The following is a 14,358-nucleotide window of genomic DNA, read 5'->3' on the forward strand; positions in this document are numbered from 1 at the left end:
GGCCTCCATACCCCCAAGTATTGACATGCCCACGGGCAGGTCCATACTAGCGAGTATGGTCATTCCTTCTTCTACCCTGCCCCGCGTTGACGATGAGCGATTGACCGGCGCGCACGATGCCGTGCTGGCCGCCTCCCGCTCCTCGGCCGGGCGCCGCGGCACCGTGCTGTTCGCCCATGGCTTCGGCCAGACCCGGCACGCCTGGACACCCACCGCACTTTCGCTGGCCGCCGCCGGCTACCAGACCCTGGCCTACGATGCGCGCGGCCATGGCGACTCGGACTGGAACCCGGCCGACCTGCCCTACCACGGCGAACAGTTCGCCGATGACCTGATCGTGCTGGCCGGCGAACAGCCGCAGCCGCCGATCCTGGTCGCCGCCTCGATGGGCGGGTTGTTCGGGCTGCTCGCCGAATCGCGCTGGCCGGGCCTGTTCTCGGCGATGGTGCTGGTGGACATCACCCCGCGCTGGGACACCGCCGGGGTCGAACGCATCCTGATGTTCATGACCGCCCACCCCGACGGTTTCGCCTCGCTGGCGCAGGCCGCCGATGTGATCTCGGCCTACATGCCGCATCGTCCGCGCAAGTCCGAAGACGCCCTGCGCGCACTGCTGCGCGAGGACGGCCATGGCCGCTGGCGCTGGCACTGGGACCCGCGCCTGGTTGCCGAACTGGCGCGCGACAGCGAACAACACCAGGACGCGCTCGCCGAAGCGGCGCGCCAGGTCAAATGCCCGGTGCTGCTGGTCAGCGGCGGGCGCAGCACGCTGGTCACCCCGCAGACGGTGGCCGAATTCCTCGCGTTGGTGCCGCATGCGCGCCATGTGCAGCTGCCGGAGGCCACCCATATGGTCGCCGGTGATGACAACAACGCCTTTACCGCTACTGTGTTGGACTATCTGGACGTGTTGCCCTCGGCCTCCGCCGTTGCACAGTCCGCCACTACCGAGCACGTCACCGGAGCACGCTCATGAGCATTGTCGTTCCCTTCCTGGCCATCCTGCTGGCGGGCGCCATCGTCGCCTACCACCGGATGCGGCTGATCACCTGGACGATCGTCAGCCTGGTGCTGCTGGCCGCCTGCTGGTTCATCCCGTACGTCAACCAGACCGCCACGATCGTGGCTGCGGCCATCGTCGCGGTCATCGCCGTGCCGCTGCTGCTGCCCTTCATCCGCAAGCCGCTGCTGACCGCGCCGATGATGAAGGTGTTCCGCAAGGTGCTGCCGCCGCTGTCGCAGACCGAGCGCATCGCGCTGGAAACCGGCTCGGTCGGCTTCGAAGGCGAGCTGTTCACCGGCGACCCGGACTGGAACATCCTGCTGAACTACCCCAAGCCGCAGCTCACCGCCGAGGAACAGGCCTTCCTGGATGGCCCGGTCGAAGAGCTGTGCAAAATGGTCAACGACTGGGAAATCACCCACGTTTACGCCGACCTGCCGCCGGAACTGTGGAGCTTCATCAAGAAGAACAAGTTCTTCGGCATGATCATTCCGAAGGAATACGGCGGCCTGGGCTTCAGCGCGCTGGCCCACCACAAGGTGATCCAGAAGCTGGCGTCGGTGTCGAGCGTGGTCAGCTCCACCGTCGGCGTGCCCAACTCGCTCGGCCCGGGCGAACTGCTCAACCATTACGGCACCCAGGCGCAGAAGGACCAGTACCTGCCGCGCCTGGCCGATGGCCGCGAAGTGCCCTGCTTCGGCCTGACCGGCCCGTTCGCCGGCTCGGACGCCACCTCGATTCCCGATTACGGCATCGTCTGCAAGGGCGAGTGGAACGGCGAGCAGGTGCTCGGCGTCAAGCTCACCTTCGACAAGCGCTACATCACCCTGGCCCCGGTGGCCACGCTGATCGGCCTGGCGTTCCGCATGTACGATCCGGACGGCCTGATCGGCAGCACCCGCGACATCGGCATCACCCTGGCCCTGCTGCCGCGTGACACCGCCGGCGTGGAAATCGGCCGCCGCCATTTCCCGCTCAACTCGACCTTCCAGAACGGTCCGATCCGCGGCAAGGACGTGTTCATTCCGCTCACCCAGCTGATTGGCGGCGCCGAGAAGGCCGGCAAGGGCTGGAACATGCTCAACGAGTGCCTGGCCGTGGGCCGCTCGATCACCCTGCCGTCCACCGCCAGTGGCGGTGCCAAGGCCGGCGCGGTGGTGACCGGTGCCTACGCGCGCATCCGCAAGCAGTTCGGCCTGTCGGTCGGCCGCTTCGAGGGCGTGGAAGAAGCGCTGGCCCGTATCGGCGGCAAGGCCTATGCGATCAGTGCGCTGTGCCAGGCCACCGCCGCTGCGGTGGACCGCGGCGACGTGCCGTCGGTGCCGTCGGCGATCGCCAAGTACCACTGCACCACCATGAGCCGTGAAGTGATCTCGGACATGATGGATGTGATTGGCGGCAAGGGCATCATCCTGGGGCCGCGCAACTTCGCCGGCCGCAGCTGGCAGGCCGCGCCCATCGCCATCACGGTGGAAGGCGCCAACATCATGACCCGCAGCCTGCTGATCTTCGGCCAGGGTGCGATTCTCTGCCACCCGTGGGTGCTGAAGGAAATGAAGGCCGCGCAGGATCCGGACACCCGTGCCGGCCTGCAGGAGTTCGACCGCAGCCTGTTCGGCCACATCCGCTTCGGCATCTCCAACGCCGTGCGTTCGTTCTGGTTCGGCCTGACCGGCGCGCGCTTCGGCGCCGCTCCGGGCGATGCCTACACCCGCCGCTACTTCCGAAAGCTGGATCGCTATTCGGCCAACCTGGCGCTGATGGCCGACATCTCGATGATGACCCTCGGCGGCAAGCTGAAGTTCAAGGAATCGCTGTCCGGCCGCCTGGGCGATGTGCTGAGCCACATCTACATGACCAGCGCCATGCTCAAGCGCTACCACGACGAAGGCGCGCCGGTGGCCGACCAGCCGCTGCTGGCCTGGGCTTTCCATGACAGCGTGCACACGATCGAAACGTCGCTGTCGGCGGCGCTGCGCAACTTCCCGATCCGTCCGATCGGCTGGCTGATGTGGCTGCTGATCTTCCCGTTCGGCCGCCGTGCCGAGGCCCCCGGCGACCGCCTGGGCCACCGCGTGGCCGCGCTGCTGATGGCACCCAACGAAGCCCGCGACCGTCTGGCCAGTGGCGTGTTCCTGACCCCGTGCGAGAACAACCCGGGCGGCCGCATCAACAGCTACCTGTCCAAGGCGATCATGGCCGAGCCGGTCGAGCGCAAGTTCATCAAGGCGGTCAAGACCAAGGGCATCGAAGCCCTGGACTTCACCACCCAGCTGGACGAAGCGGTCGCCGAAGGCGTGATCACCCAGGACGAGCGCACCCTGCTCGAAGAGCTGCGCGCGCTCACCCTGGAAACCATCACCGTGGACGACTTCGATCCGCATGAACTGCGCTCGGCCGGCTACTACGACCGCGAGCGCAAGGACGCGCAGTCGCAGGAAGCGGCGTGATCGAGGCAGCAACGTAACCCCCAACGGCGGACTTCGGTCCGCCGTTTTTTTGAGAGGCGTCCATGTCCGCTCCCCTGTTGAACCTGTATCGCCGCATGCAGCGCTGGCCCGTCGGCAGCTGGCTGTTCTCGCGCGCGGTGTGCGTCAAAGCGCCCTACTTCGCCAGCATCGCCCCGCGCATCACCCTGCTTGAGCCCGGCCGTTGCGAAGGGCGCATCGCGCACCGGCGCAAGGTCACCAACCATATCGGCACCGTGCACGCCATCGCGCTGTGCAACCTGGCCGAGCTCACCGCCGGGCTGATGGTGGATGCTTCGCTGCCCAAGGGCATGCGCTGGATCCCGAAGGGCATGGAGGTGCAGTACCTGGCCAAGGCAACGGGTACGCAGCATGCCGTGGCCACGCCGGCGCAGCCGATCATGGCCGCCGAGGTCGGCTACGCGCTGCCGGTGGACGTGCAGGTATGCGACGACGCCGGCACGGCGGTGTTCCAGGCGCGCATCCAGATTTGGGTGTCACCGGTCAAACGTTGATCGTTGGTGCGCAGGTCGGCAGCCACCCATGGGGTGGCTCTACCGCGGGATCAGGCGGGAACCATCCACCACGCGGCCACGGCCAGGAGCGCCGGCACGGCCTGGATGAAGAAGATGCGCTTGTTGACGCTGTAGGCGCCGTAGCAGCCGGCCACGATCACGCAGCCCAGCATGAAGTTCACCAGCATCGGCAGGTGGTCGAACAGCCCCCAGAACAGCCCCGCGGCGAGGAAGCCGTTGTAGAGCCCCTGGTTGGCCGCCAGCACCCGGGTGGTTTCAGCCTTTTCCGGCGTGTTGCGGAAGGTCTTCAACCCCAGCGGCTTGGTCCACAGGAACATTTCCAGCACGAGGAAGTACACGTGCAGCAGGGCGACCAGCAGGGTCAGGATCAGTGCGGTCCAGTACATGGGCAGGCCTTGAAGAGGGTCGATGAAGCTTACTCCGGGCGCTCGCCCGGCAGCTTCTTTTCTTCGTGCAGCAGGCCGATGGCAGCGGCGGTCATGCACCCGGCCACCACGACGCCGCCCGCGAACACCGCGTGCGACCCGAACAGCGACAGCCCTTTGTGCACCCAGGCGAAGGTCAGGTCGGCGCCACGGTAGACCACGGTGTCGATCGCCGCGCCGGCCTTGTAGCGCCACTGGCGGTCCACCCGGGTGTAGATCGTTTCGCGCGCGGGCTTGGCCAGCGAGAATTCGCTGGCGCGGGTCATCACCTGCACGATCGCCACCATCAGCGCCAACGGCCAGGCGGCCAGCAACAGGAAGCCGAAGATGATCGCCACCCCGGGAATCAGCAGTGCCGGCGCGATGCCGTGGCGCGACAGCAGCCACCGGGTCAGGCCCAACTGCAGCAGCAGGGTCAACGCGTTCACCGCCAGGTCGATCTGCGAATAGAACGCGGTCCGCGCCGCCTCGTCCGGATAGAACTGGCGGGCGATCGAGGCCTGCTCGTTGTACAGCAGCGTGCCCACGCCCACGCCGAACAGCACCAGCACGGCCAGCCAGCGCAGCAGCGGCTCACGCACGATCAACTTCAGGCCGTCGAGCACACTGCCGCCCATCGGGGTTTCGCCCGACGCCAGCTGCTGCTCCTTCTCGCGCGCCACGGCCCACAACCGCAGCCGCCAGATGCAGACCAGGCAGGCACTCAGGAAGCCGGCCGAGACCAGCATCAGGTTGGCGATACCGACCCGCTTGACCAGCGCCGCGGTGATGATCGGCCCCAGGAATGCGCCGAGGGTGCCGGCCGCGCCGATGTAGCCGTATACCTCACGTGCCTGGGTGTTGGAGAACACGTCGGCCATGAAGCTCCAGAACACCGCCACCGCGAACAGGTTGAACACGGCGGCCCAGAAGAAGAACGCCATGCCGCGCCCCGGTACGCCACTGTCAAACAGCAGGTAGAAGCCCAGCAGGGAGACGATGAAGAAGCCATACACCGCAGGCAGGAATACCCGCCGCGCGTAGCGGCTGACCACCGCGCCGTACAGCGGCTGCAGCACCAGCATGATGAAGAACACCCCGGTGAACAGGAACTGCAGCACGAAGTCCTGCATCGCGATGCCGTGGGCGCTGAACCAGTCGATCAGCACCGGCGGGAACACCGCCTTCGCATCGGCCGAGGCCGCCATCGCCTCGCGCACCGGGCGCAGCACGTAGTACCCGCTGAGCAGGCAGAAGAAGTACAGGCACGCCCAGATCAGCGGCGGCGACTGCCGCAGCGCCCCGAGCAGGCCCGACCGCACCGGTGCCGTTGCTGCAGCACTCATCGCACCCACTCCCGGCTCGGGCGGCGTGGCAACGGCGGCATCGTGGAAACTCCGGGCAGGAAAGCGCGCAAGGTAAACGATGCACCGCAACATCGCCAGTAGCAGCGCTGCTCACTGGCGCAACGCTGCGTGGCGGTGATCGCGCGGCCCCGCCGCAGGCCGTGCTGCCCTATGCTCGGGGCTAGCTACCAAAGGGGCCGCCAGCCGTGGGGACGGACACGTACGACTACATCATCGTCGGCGCAGGATCGGCCGGCTGCGTGCTGGCCAACCGGCTCAGTGCCGACCCGCGTTGCCGCGTGCTGCTGCTGGAAGCCGGTCCGCGCGACCGCAACCCCTTCATCCACATGCCGGCCGGGTTGGCGCGGCTGGTCAACAACCGCCGCATCAACTGGAACCTGGACACCGACGCCGAACCGGCCCTGGCAGGCCGGCGCCTGTGGTGGCCGCGCGGCAAGGTGCTGGGCGGCTCCAGTTCGATCAACGCGATGTGCTACGTGCGCGGCGTCCCCGCCGACTACGACCGCTGGGCGGCCGACGGCGCCGAGGGCTGGGAGTGGGCGCAGGTGCTGCCCTGGTTCCTGCACAGCGAAGCCAACAGCCGCGGTGGCAGCGCCCTGCACGGCGATGCCGGCCCGTTGTCGGTCGCCGACCTGCGCCACCACAACCCGCTCTCCGACGCCTTCATCGCCGCTGCCGTGCAGGCCGGGCATGCGCGCAACGACGACTTCAACGGCGCCCGCCAGCTCGGGGTCGGGCTGTACCAGGTGACCCAGCGCGATGGCGCGCGGTGCTCCAGCGCGACCGCCTATCTGCACCCGGTCCGTGGCCGGCGCAACCTCACCGTGCTTACCGGCGCACATGCCACCGCGCTGGGCGTCGAGGGCGACACCGCCACGGGGGTGCATTTTCGCCACGGTCGCCAGCACCGGCACGCCGCGGCCAGCGCCGAGGTGATCCTCAGCGCCGGCGCGGTGCACTCGCCGCAGCTGCTGATGCTCTCAGGCATTGGTGCGGCCGCCCAGTTGCGGGCGCATGGCATCGCCGTGCGTGCCGACCTGCCTGGGGTAGGCGCCAACCTGCAGGATCACCTGGACATCTGCACGCTGGTGCATACCCATCCGGGCGTGAGCTACGACCGCAGCAACCAGGCGCGGATCGCCTTCGATTACTTCCTGCGCGGTCGCCGCGAAGCCGGCACCAGCAACATCGCCGAGGCCGGTGGCTTCGCCCGCTCACCGCTGGCCGTCGACGCGCGCGCCGACGTGCAGTTCCACTTCGTGCCGGCGATGCTGGACAACCACGGCCGCCACCGCCTGCCCGGTGACGGCTACACCCTGCATGCCTGTGCCCTGCACCCGCGCAGCCGGGGCCGGATCAGCCTGCGCGATGCCAACCCCGCCTCGCCACCGCGCATCCAGGCCCATTACCTGAGTGATCCCGAGGGAATGGATCTGGCGATGATGAAAACGTGCGTGCGGATGTCGGCCGAGATCCTGCGCCAACCGGCGTTCGACCGCTGGCGCGGGGCGCCGATCTTCCCGCCGCGGCAGGACCTGGACGAGGCGGCGCTGGAGGCCTTCATCCGGACCAAGGCCGAGACCATCTACCACCCGGTGGGCACCTGCGCGATGGGCACCCACGCCGAGGCGGTGGTCGACCCGCAGCTGCGCGTGCGCGGCGTGCGCCGCCTTCGCGTGGTGGATGCGTCGGTGATGCCCAGCCTGGTCAGCGGCAATACCAACGCGCCCACCCTGATGCTGGCCGAACGCGCCGCGCAGTGGATCCTCGAGGCGGCCGGGGCAAGCTGAACAGGGCTGCGCCGCGCCGGTCGGCCGTGCGCACGCCGTGGATGCAAAAACCGGGCCTTTTCAACCAGATACGCATTCATCTTCGCTTGGTTTGTGCAATCAGGAAAAGCAGCGCTAGAATCACCCACAGCAGTTGCGCACGGGTCCAGAACGATGAATCAGAACAGCAGGCGTCGCCCGATCCGTTCGGCGGCCACCGGGTTGCTGGGCATGTTGATGCCCATCGCCATGTCGTCTACTGCACAGACGCCCAGTGCCGCACCGGGCGCATTCCCGGTCAACATCGAAAACACCGCGACGATCGCGCACACGCAGCCGGCCGCCTATCGCGCCACGCCCGCCACCGTGCAGGTGCTGCCGCCGGCCCAGGGCTTCAATGTGGCCGCGATCGAAGCGATGGCCCAGCAGCTGACCTATGGCGAGCGCGTGCCCGGCATGGCCGTGGCCATCGTCCAGGGCGGCCGTGTGCTCAGCGCGCGCGGCTACGGCGTCACCGACGTCAACAACCCGCAGATGGTCGATGCGCACACCGTGTTCCGGCTGGCATCGCTGTCCAAGGCGTTCGCCGGCACCATGGCCGGGCTGCTGGTCAACGACGGCACGCTGCGCTGGGACAGCAAGGTCACCGACTACGTGCCCGGCTTCCAGCTGAGCTCGCCGGAAGCCACCGAACGCCTCACCGTGGCCGACCTGCTCAGCCACCGCGTCGGCCTGCCCTACAACGCGTACGACCGCGACGTGGAAGCCAACGCCGAGTACTACACGCTCACCCACAAGCTGGCCTCGACCTCGCTCAAGTGCCTGCCGGGCGATTGCTACGCCTACCAGAACGTGGCCTTCAGCCTGATCGGCGACGTGGTCTATGCCGCGTCGGGCAGCTTCTACGAGCAGTCGGTGGAACGCCGCCTGTTCAAGCCGCTGGGCATGGACGACGCCAGCCTCGGCCTGGCCGGCATCCAGGCCAGTTCGCGCTGGGCGCGCCCGCACGTGCGCAGCCGCAACGGCTGGGTGTCGCTGAACCCCAAGCCCACCTACTACCGCCTGGCGCCTGCAGCGGGCGTCAACGCCAGCGCCAGCGACATGGCCCAGTGGCTGCTGGCCCACACCGGCCACCGCCCCGACGTGCTGCCTGCGCCGCTGCTGGCCACGCTGCATTCCACCCTGATCAACACCCCCGGCGAAATGCGCTCGGGCTGGCGCCGCGAGCGCCTGCACTCGGCCGGGTATGCGCTGGGCTGGCGCAACTTCGACTACGCCGGGCATGAAGTGATTTTCCATGCCGGTGCCGTGCAGGGCTATCGCGGCCTGGTCGCGCTGGTGCCCGAACGCGACCTGGGCATCGCCATCATGTGGAACGGCGAAAGCAGCCTGCCCAGCGGCCTGCTGCCGACCGTGCTGGACCAGGCCATGGGCCTGCCCACCCAACGCTGGCTGGACGTGGACACCGACTTCGGCAGCGACAACCTGATGGTGGAAGACGGCGCCCCGGCGACCAAGCGCAAGGGCGTGTCGTCCAACCGCGCGGTTGCGTCGCCGCGCTGATCGCGCCGCGAGGATGCATCAAAAAGGCGGCCGGTGGGCCGCCTTTTTTGTGGGGCGGGTAGAGCCGACCGTTGGTCGGCTGCCGCGAACGGACACGGTAGAGCCGACCGTTGGTCGGCTGCCACGAAATCGCCGCAGAGGCCGCCGCAGGGGCAGCCGACCAACGGTCGGCTCTACCGGAACACCGTGCGTGGTGTGGCCCGGTCCGCATACGGACTGCCATCCCGCGGCCGGCGGCCGAAGCGCCCTGCGCCCGCGGCGCAACATCTTCGCCCATAAAAAAACCCCCTCCCCGCTGGGCTGCCAGGGAAGGGGTTTCAGTTACGGCATCGGGAACTGCGTCAGATCAGCGGTGCCGGGGTTGCCGGCAGGGCGACCGGTGCGGCCTTCTTCTTGCGAACGGCCGGCTTGCGCTTTGCAACCTTCTTCACCGCTTTCTTGGCGGACGCCTTCTTGGCCGGCGCCTTGCGCGCGGTGGCCTTCTTCGCGGTAGCCTTCTTGGCTACCTTGCGTACGGCCTTCTTTGCGGTCTTCTTGGCAGCCTTCTTGGCCGTGGCCTTCTTGGCTACCTTACGGACGGCTTTCTTGGCGGTCTTCTTGGCGGCGGCCTTCTTGGCGACCTTGCGGACTGCCTTCTTCGCCGTCTTCTTCACTGCCTTCTTCGCGGTCTTCTTGGCGGCGGCCTTCTTGGCAACCTTGCGGACTGCCTTCTTTGCCGTCTTCTTCACTGCCTTGCGGGCGGTCGCCTTCTTCGCTGCCTTCTTCACCGTCTTCTTGGCAGCCGCCTTCTTGGCTACCTTCTTCACGGCCTTCTTGGCGGCGGCTTTCTTGGCTACCTTCTTGACGGCCTTTTTGGCGGCCGGCTTTTTCTTCGCAGCTTTCTTGGTTGCCATGGGATGGCTCCTCGTCAGTGATCTATGGAGTGGAAACGCCCAGGTAAAGCAAACCCGCAGTGCGACATCGCGGGGACCGCCGTCGCGTCAAGCGCGTCGTGACGGATACGGGGATACCCACCGCAGGTGGCCAGGCGGGTATCGAATGGGAAGGGGCCTTGCGGTTCGCTGAGGGAAGCGAAGCCATCTCCACCGTCTTCTGACGCGAGGTGGATGTCCAGGTTGTGCTTCGCGACTGGATGTCGATTCTGCTCACTCTGTTCGCAGCAAGGTCTGCTGTGGCGAAACCTAATCACGCTTTTTTTCACTGTCAACAACCCCGGCGAAAAATTTTCACACGGAACACCCCCGCAACCCGGTGCCGGCACCCTCGGCGAACACCGCCAACGGCGTGCAATGCTGCCGCGCGCGCAGCAACCGGACGCGCACCACATGCGGTACGCGAAAAGAAAACCGCTTAAAAGAAGCACTTTCGTATTTTCAGCGCGCGCGCACCGCGCGCATCCCGGCAACCGTGCGCGCGCAGCCGACGGCACCCCGGACGTTACCCACACCGCACCCAAACGGAGGCGAAAACTTTTCACATCTTCGATCGCTTTTTGCCACCGGATTTACGCAAATGCGCAAACTTTCCGGCGGTCGCCGCCGCCCCGATCGCACCGGTTGGACGTACCGCGACCGCCGCGCGCGACCCGGATGCGCACCGCGCATGCGCTCGGCGAGGACATCCGGCGCGCACGCCGACACCCCGACGCGCGCTCATGACCGCACACCCCTGCGCGCCCCACCGATGCGCATAAGCCGGCAACGGCATCGCGACGGCGGTCCGCATCGCCGACGTTTTCGTCACGCACGGATAACGCTGGCGCCGGCGGCCACCGCGCAGGCAAAAAAAAACGGCCGCACCAGGCGGCCGTTCTTCGCGATCAGGCGACGATCAGTGCTCGTCGTCTTCCAGCAGCTCGGCGTACTCGTCCGGGCCCAGCAGATCGTTCAACTCGTCGTTGGCCGAGAACTCGACCACGTAGATCCAGCCTTCGCCGTAGGCATCTTCGTTGATGGTTTCCGGCTTGTCCGACAGCGCTTCGTTGACTTCGACCACGGTGCCGGTGACCGGGCTGTACACGTCCGAGGCGGCCTTGACCGACTCGACCACGGCGGCCTGCTGGCCCGCCTTCACTTCATCGCCGACGGCCGGCAGTTCGACGTATACCAGGTCGCCGAGCAGGCCCTGGGCGTGGTCGGAAATACCGACGGTGACGCGGCCATTGCCTTCGACACGTGCCCACTCATGGGACTTGAGGAATTTGAGGTCGCCGGGGATCTCGCTCATGGGACTGCTCCGAGGAATATCAGGGGGTCAAGAAACGGGGGTAGTGTAACCACCGGCGCCGACCACTGACAGGTCGGCGCCGGGAAAAAATCAGGCGTCGGCGAGCACGCCCGGCTGGGCCTGGCCTTCGCGCACGAACGGGAACTTCACCACGCGCACCGGCACCTGCTTGCCGCGGATGTCCACGTGCACCTGGCCCAGCTCACCGGCCGGCACCCGCGCGAACGCAATGCCCTTGCCCAGGGTCGGAGAGAACGTGCCCGACAGGATCTCGCCCTGGCCGCTGGCGGTGAGCACCGGCTGGCCGTGGCGCAACACGCCCTTCTCGTCCATCACCAGGCCGATCAGCTGGCGCGCGTCGCCCGCCGCCTTCTGCGCTTCCAGCACGTCACGGCCGATGAAGTCGCGGCCCTCGTCCAGCGCCACGGTCCAGGCCAGCGCGGCCTCGTACGGGGTGATGTCTTCATCCATGTCCTGGCCGTACAGGTTCATGCCGGCTTCCAGGCGCAGCGTATCGCGCGCGCCCAACCCGGCCGGGCGCACGCCTGCGGCGGCCAGCGCATTCCAGAACGCCACCACGTCGGCCTGCGGCAGCAGGATCTCGAAACCGTCTTCACCGGTGTAGCCGGTACGCGCCACGAACAGCGGCGTGCCACTGGCGGCGGTGGCCTCCAGCGCGGCGAAACGGCCCAGCTTCTCCAGCGCCGCGCGGTCGCCGTCGGCGACCAGGCCGATCACCCGCTCGCGCGCGGTCGGGCCCTGCACGGCGATGATGGCCAGGTCTTCGCGCTCGGTGACGTCCACGTTGAACGCGGCCGCCTGCTCACGGATCCAGGCCAGGTCCTTTTCGCGGGTGGAGGCGTTGACCACCATGCGGAAGAAGTCGTCGGCCAGGTAGTACACGATCAGGTCGTCGATGACGCCGCCGCGCGGGTTGAGCATGCACGAATACAGCGCCTTGCCGGTGGCCTTCAGCTTGTCCACCGAATTGGCCAGCAGCGTGCGCAGGAACGGCTTGACCTGCTCACCGCGCAGGTCGACCACGGTCATGTGGCTGACGTCGAACATGCCCGCATCGGCGCGTACCAGGTGGTGCTCGTCCAGCTGCGAACCGTAATGGATGGGCATGTCCCAGCCACCGAAATCGACCATCTTTGCGCCGAGCGCGCGGTGGGTGTCGTTGAGAAGCGTCTTCTGGGTCATGACCGTTTTTCCGGGGGAATGAAGGCAAGACCGGCATTATCCCAGAACCGTCTTCACAACGCCTGCGGCGTTGCGTCAGACCGGCTGCACCTGCAGTGTCATGCCCTCCACCGCCACCACCCGCACCCGGGTGCCCGCCGGCAGATCCGGCCCGGCCACCACCCAGAACGCGTCGTCGATCTTGGCCCGGCCTTTGCCCGCCATGATGTCCTGGTCGATCACCACCACCCGCCCCACCAGCTGCTCTGCGCGGCGGTTCAACAGCGGCGTGTCGCTCTGCCGGTCGCGCCCCCGTCCCCAGTGCCGGTAGCACTGGATGGACACCACCGACAGCAGCACGAAGGCCACCACCTGCCACAGCAGAGGAATGCCGCCGAACACCGCTACCAGCACGAACACCGCCGCCGCACCGATGCCGATCCACAGCATGAAGGCGCCCGGTGCCAGCGCCTCGGCGGCGAACAGCACCAGCGCCAGCGCGCCCCACCCCACCACTTCCCAGCGCATCTCAGCCTCCTGCCCGCGGCGGGACGGCGCGCGGGGTTCGCTTGTCTTCCTGTTTGGCAAACGCCTCGCGCGCCAGCTCGGCAACGCCGGCGATCGAGCCGATGACGCCGCTGGCCTCCATCGGCATCAGCACCAGCTTCTGGTTCGGGGACGTGGCCAGCTCCTTGAACGCCTCCACGTACTTCTGCGCGATGAAGTAATTGATCGCCTGCACATCGCCCTGGGCGATGGCTTCGGACACCATCCGGGTCGCGTTGGCCTCGGCTTCGGCCGAACGTTCGCGGGCTTCGGCATCGCGGAACGCGGCCTCCTTGCGGCCCTCGGCCTCGAGCACGGCGGCCTGCTTCTCGCCTTCGGCGCGCAGGATCTCCGACTGCCGCGAGCCCTCGGCCTCCAGGATCTGCGCACGCTTTTCGCGCTCGGCCTTCATCTGCCGCGCCATCGCATCAAGCAGGTCGCGCGGCGGCTGGATGTCGCGGATCTCGATGCGGTTGACCTTCACGCCCCACGGGTTGGTCGCGTGATCGACCACGTTCAGCAGCTTGGCGTTGATCACCTCGCGCTGGCTGAGCGATTCATCCAGGTCCATCGAGCCGATCACGGTGCGGATGTTGGTCTGCACCAGCGCGATCATCGCCACCTCCAGCACCGACACCTCGTAGGCCGCCTTGGAGGCGTCCAGCACCTGGAAGAACACCACCCCGTCCACGCGCACCGCCGCGTTGTCCTTGGTGATCACTTCCTGGCCGGGGACGTCCAGCACCTGCTCCATCATGTTCACCTTGCGCCCTACCCCGTACACGATGGGGATCAGGAAGTGCAGGCCGGGCGACATGGTGTGGGTGTAGCGGCCAAAGCGCTCGACTGTCCATTCGTACCCCTGCGGTACCATTCGCACCGCCTTGAACAGGATGACCACGGCGACGAAGGCCAACACCAGCGAAAACAGCACGGTCGGAAACATCAGCTTGCTCCTTTACCCCGGGGCGTGGCCCGGGCATGGCGACGCTGCAGCTACAGCCGGATCCGGCCCCGGAGGATGTCCCAGAACATCACCCAGTCGCCGGCGAAGGAATAGAACGGATAAAAGGCACGGAAGCTGGCGAAGCGGGACATGGCACGCCCTGCAGGACCGGATGACCGCAGCATAGCGCGTTACCCGGGTAGTGGCGGGGGGGGGGGGGGGGGGGGGCGCGCGGGGGGGGGCCCGCCCCCCCCCCCCCCCCCCCCCCCCCCCCAAACCCCCCCCCCCCCCGGCCGCCGGCGGCGCGCCGCGGCCCGCCGTCCGCCGCCGGCCGGCGCCGCGGCCGGC

At 67.6% G+C, this 14,358-nt stretch carries 12 protein-coding genes; 5 read left to right on the plus strand and 7 right to left on the minus strand.

All coding sequences use genetic code 11. The features are described from left to right. The first annotated feature begins 55 nt into the window (after positions 1–55). The 3 genes from ABIA71_RS16130 (at position 56) to ABIA71_RS16140 (ending at position 3,986) form a co-directional block, all read left to right on the plus strand. Complete coding sequence (locus tag ABIA71_RS16130) at positions 56–976, plus strand: alpha/beta fold hydrolase (protein WP_354286534.1); 921 nt, start codon at positions 56–58, stop codon at positions 974–976. Then, entirely contained in the window at positions 973–3,453 is a 2,481-nt protein-coding gene (locus tag ABIA71_RS16135) for an acyl-CoA dehydrogenase (RefSeq protein ID WP_354286536.1), read from the plus strand. The genes ABIA71_RS16130 and ABIA71_RS16135 overlap by 4 nt, the downstream gene beginning before the upstream one ends. A 62-nt stretch (positions 3,454–3,515) precedes the next feature. Then, positions 3,516–3,986, plus strand: coding sequence for a hotdog fold domain-containing protein (locus ABIA71_RS16140; protein WP_354286537.1), 471 nt, complete (start codon positions 3,516–3,518; stop codon positions 3,984–3,986). Positions 3,987–4,036: 50 nt separating this feature from the next. Here ABIA71_RS16140 and ABIA71_RS16145 read toward each other — a convergent pair whose 3' ends face one another. Both ABIA71_RS16145 and ABIA71_RS16150 read right to left on the minus strand, forming a co-directional pair. After that, positions 4,037–4,393 (minus strand): DUF1304 domain-containing protein, encoded by a 357-nt coding sequence (locus tag ABIA71_RS16145; protein ID WP_354286538.1) that lies wholly within the window; start codon positions 4,391–4,393, stop codon positions 4,037–4,039. Positions 4,394–4,422: 29 nt separating this feature from the next. Next, positions 4,423–5,757: an NTP/NDP exchange transporter gene (locus tag ABIA71_RS16150; protein WP_354286540.1), complete on the minus strand. Its 1,335-nt coding sequence runs from the start codon at positions 5,755–5,757 to the stop codon at positions 4,423–4,425. A 206-nt stretch (positions 5,758–5,963) separates the two neighbouring features. Here ABIA71_RS16150 and ABIA71_RS16155 point away from each other — a divergent pair, with 206 nt between their 5' ends. Together ABIA71_RS16155 and ABIA71_RS16160 are read left to right on the plus strand one after the other, a co-directional pair. Further along, positions 5,964–7,568, plus strand: a complete 1,605-nt coding sequence (locus ABIA71_RS16155) for a GMC family oxidoreductase (RefSeq protein ID WP_354286542.1) — start codon at positions 5,964–5,966, stop codon at positions 7,566–7,568. A 153-nt stretch (positions 7,569–7,721) separates the two neighbouring features. Then, positions 7,722–9,110, plus strand: coding sequence for a serine hydrolase domain-containing protein (locus ABIA71_RS16160; RefSeq protein WP_354286544.1), 1,389 nt, complete (start codon positions 7,722–7,724; stop codon positions 9,108–9,110). 341 nt (positions 9,111–9,451) lie between these two features. Here the strand turns inward: ABIA71_RS16160 and ABIA71_RS16165 are convergent, their stop codons facing one another. The 5 genes from ABIA71_RS16165 to ABIA71_RS16185 all read right to left on the minus strand — a co-directional run bounded on the left by ABIA71_RS16165 (position 9,452) and on the right by ABIA71_RS16185 (position 14,010). Continuing rightward, positions 9,452–10,003, minus strand: coding sequence for a hypothetical protein (locus tag ABIA71_RS16165; RefSeq protein WP_354286546.1), 552 nt, complete (start codon positions 10,001–10,003; stop codon positions 9,452–9,454). 937 nt (positions 10,004–10,940) lie between these two features. After that, on the minus strand, positions 10,941–11,336 hold the full coding sequence (gcvH, locus tag ABIA71_RS16170; RefSeq protein WP_038686813.1) for a glycine cleavage system protein GcvH: 396 nt from the start codon (positions 11,334–11,336) through the stop codon (positions 10,941–10,943). A gap of 90 nt (positions 11,337–11,426) precedes the next feature. Beyond that, positions 11,427–12,539, minus strand: a complete 1,113-nt coding sequence (gene gcvT, locus ABIA71_RS16175) for a glycine cleavage system aminomethyltransferase GcvT (RefSeq protein ID WP_354286548.1) — start codon at positions 12,537–12,539, stop codon at positions 11,427–11,429. Positions 12,540–12,614: 75 nt separating this feature from the next. Next, positions 12,615–13,046, minus strand: a complete 432-nt coding sequence (locus ABIA71_RS16180; protein ID WP_354286550.1) for an NfeD family protein — start codon at positions 13,044–13,046, stop codon at positions 12,615–12,617. A 1-nt stretch (position 13,047) separates the two neighbouring features. Next, positions 13,048–14,010, minus strand: coding sequence for an SPFH domain-containing protein (locus tag ABIA71_RS16185; RefSeq protein WP_038686807.1), 963 nt, complete (start codon positions 14,008–14,010; stop codon positions 13,048–13,050). Positions 14,011–14,358: the final 348 nt, after the last annotated feature.

This window comes from Stenotrophomonas sp. 2619 (assembly GCF_040548725.1).
Classification (GTDB): Bacteria; Pseudomonadota; Gammaproteobacteria; order Xanthomonadales; family Xanthomonadaceae; genus Stenotrophomonas; species Stenotrophomonas maltophilia_AP.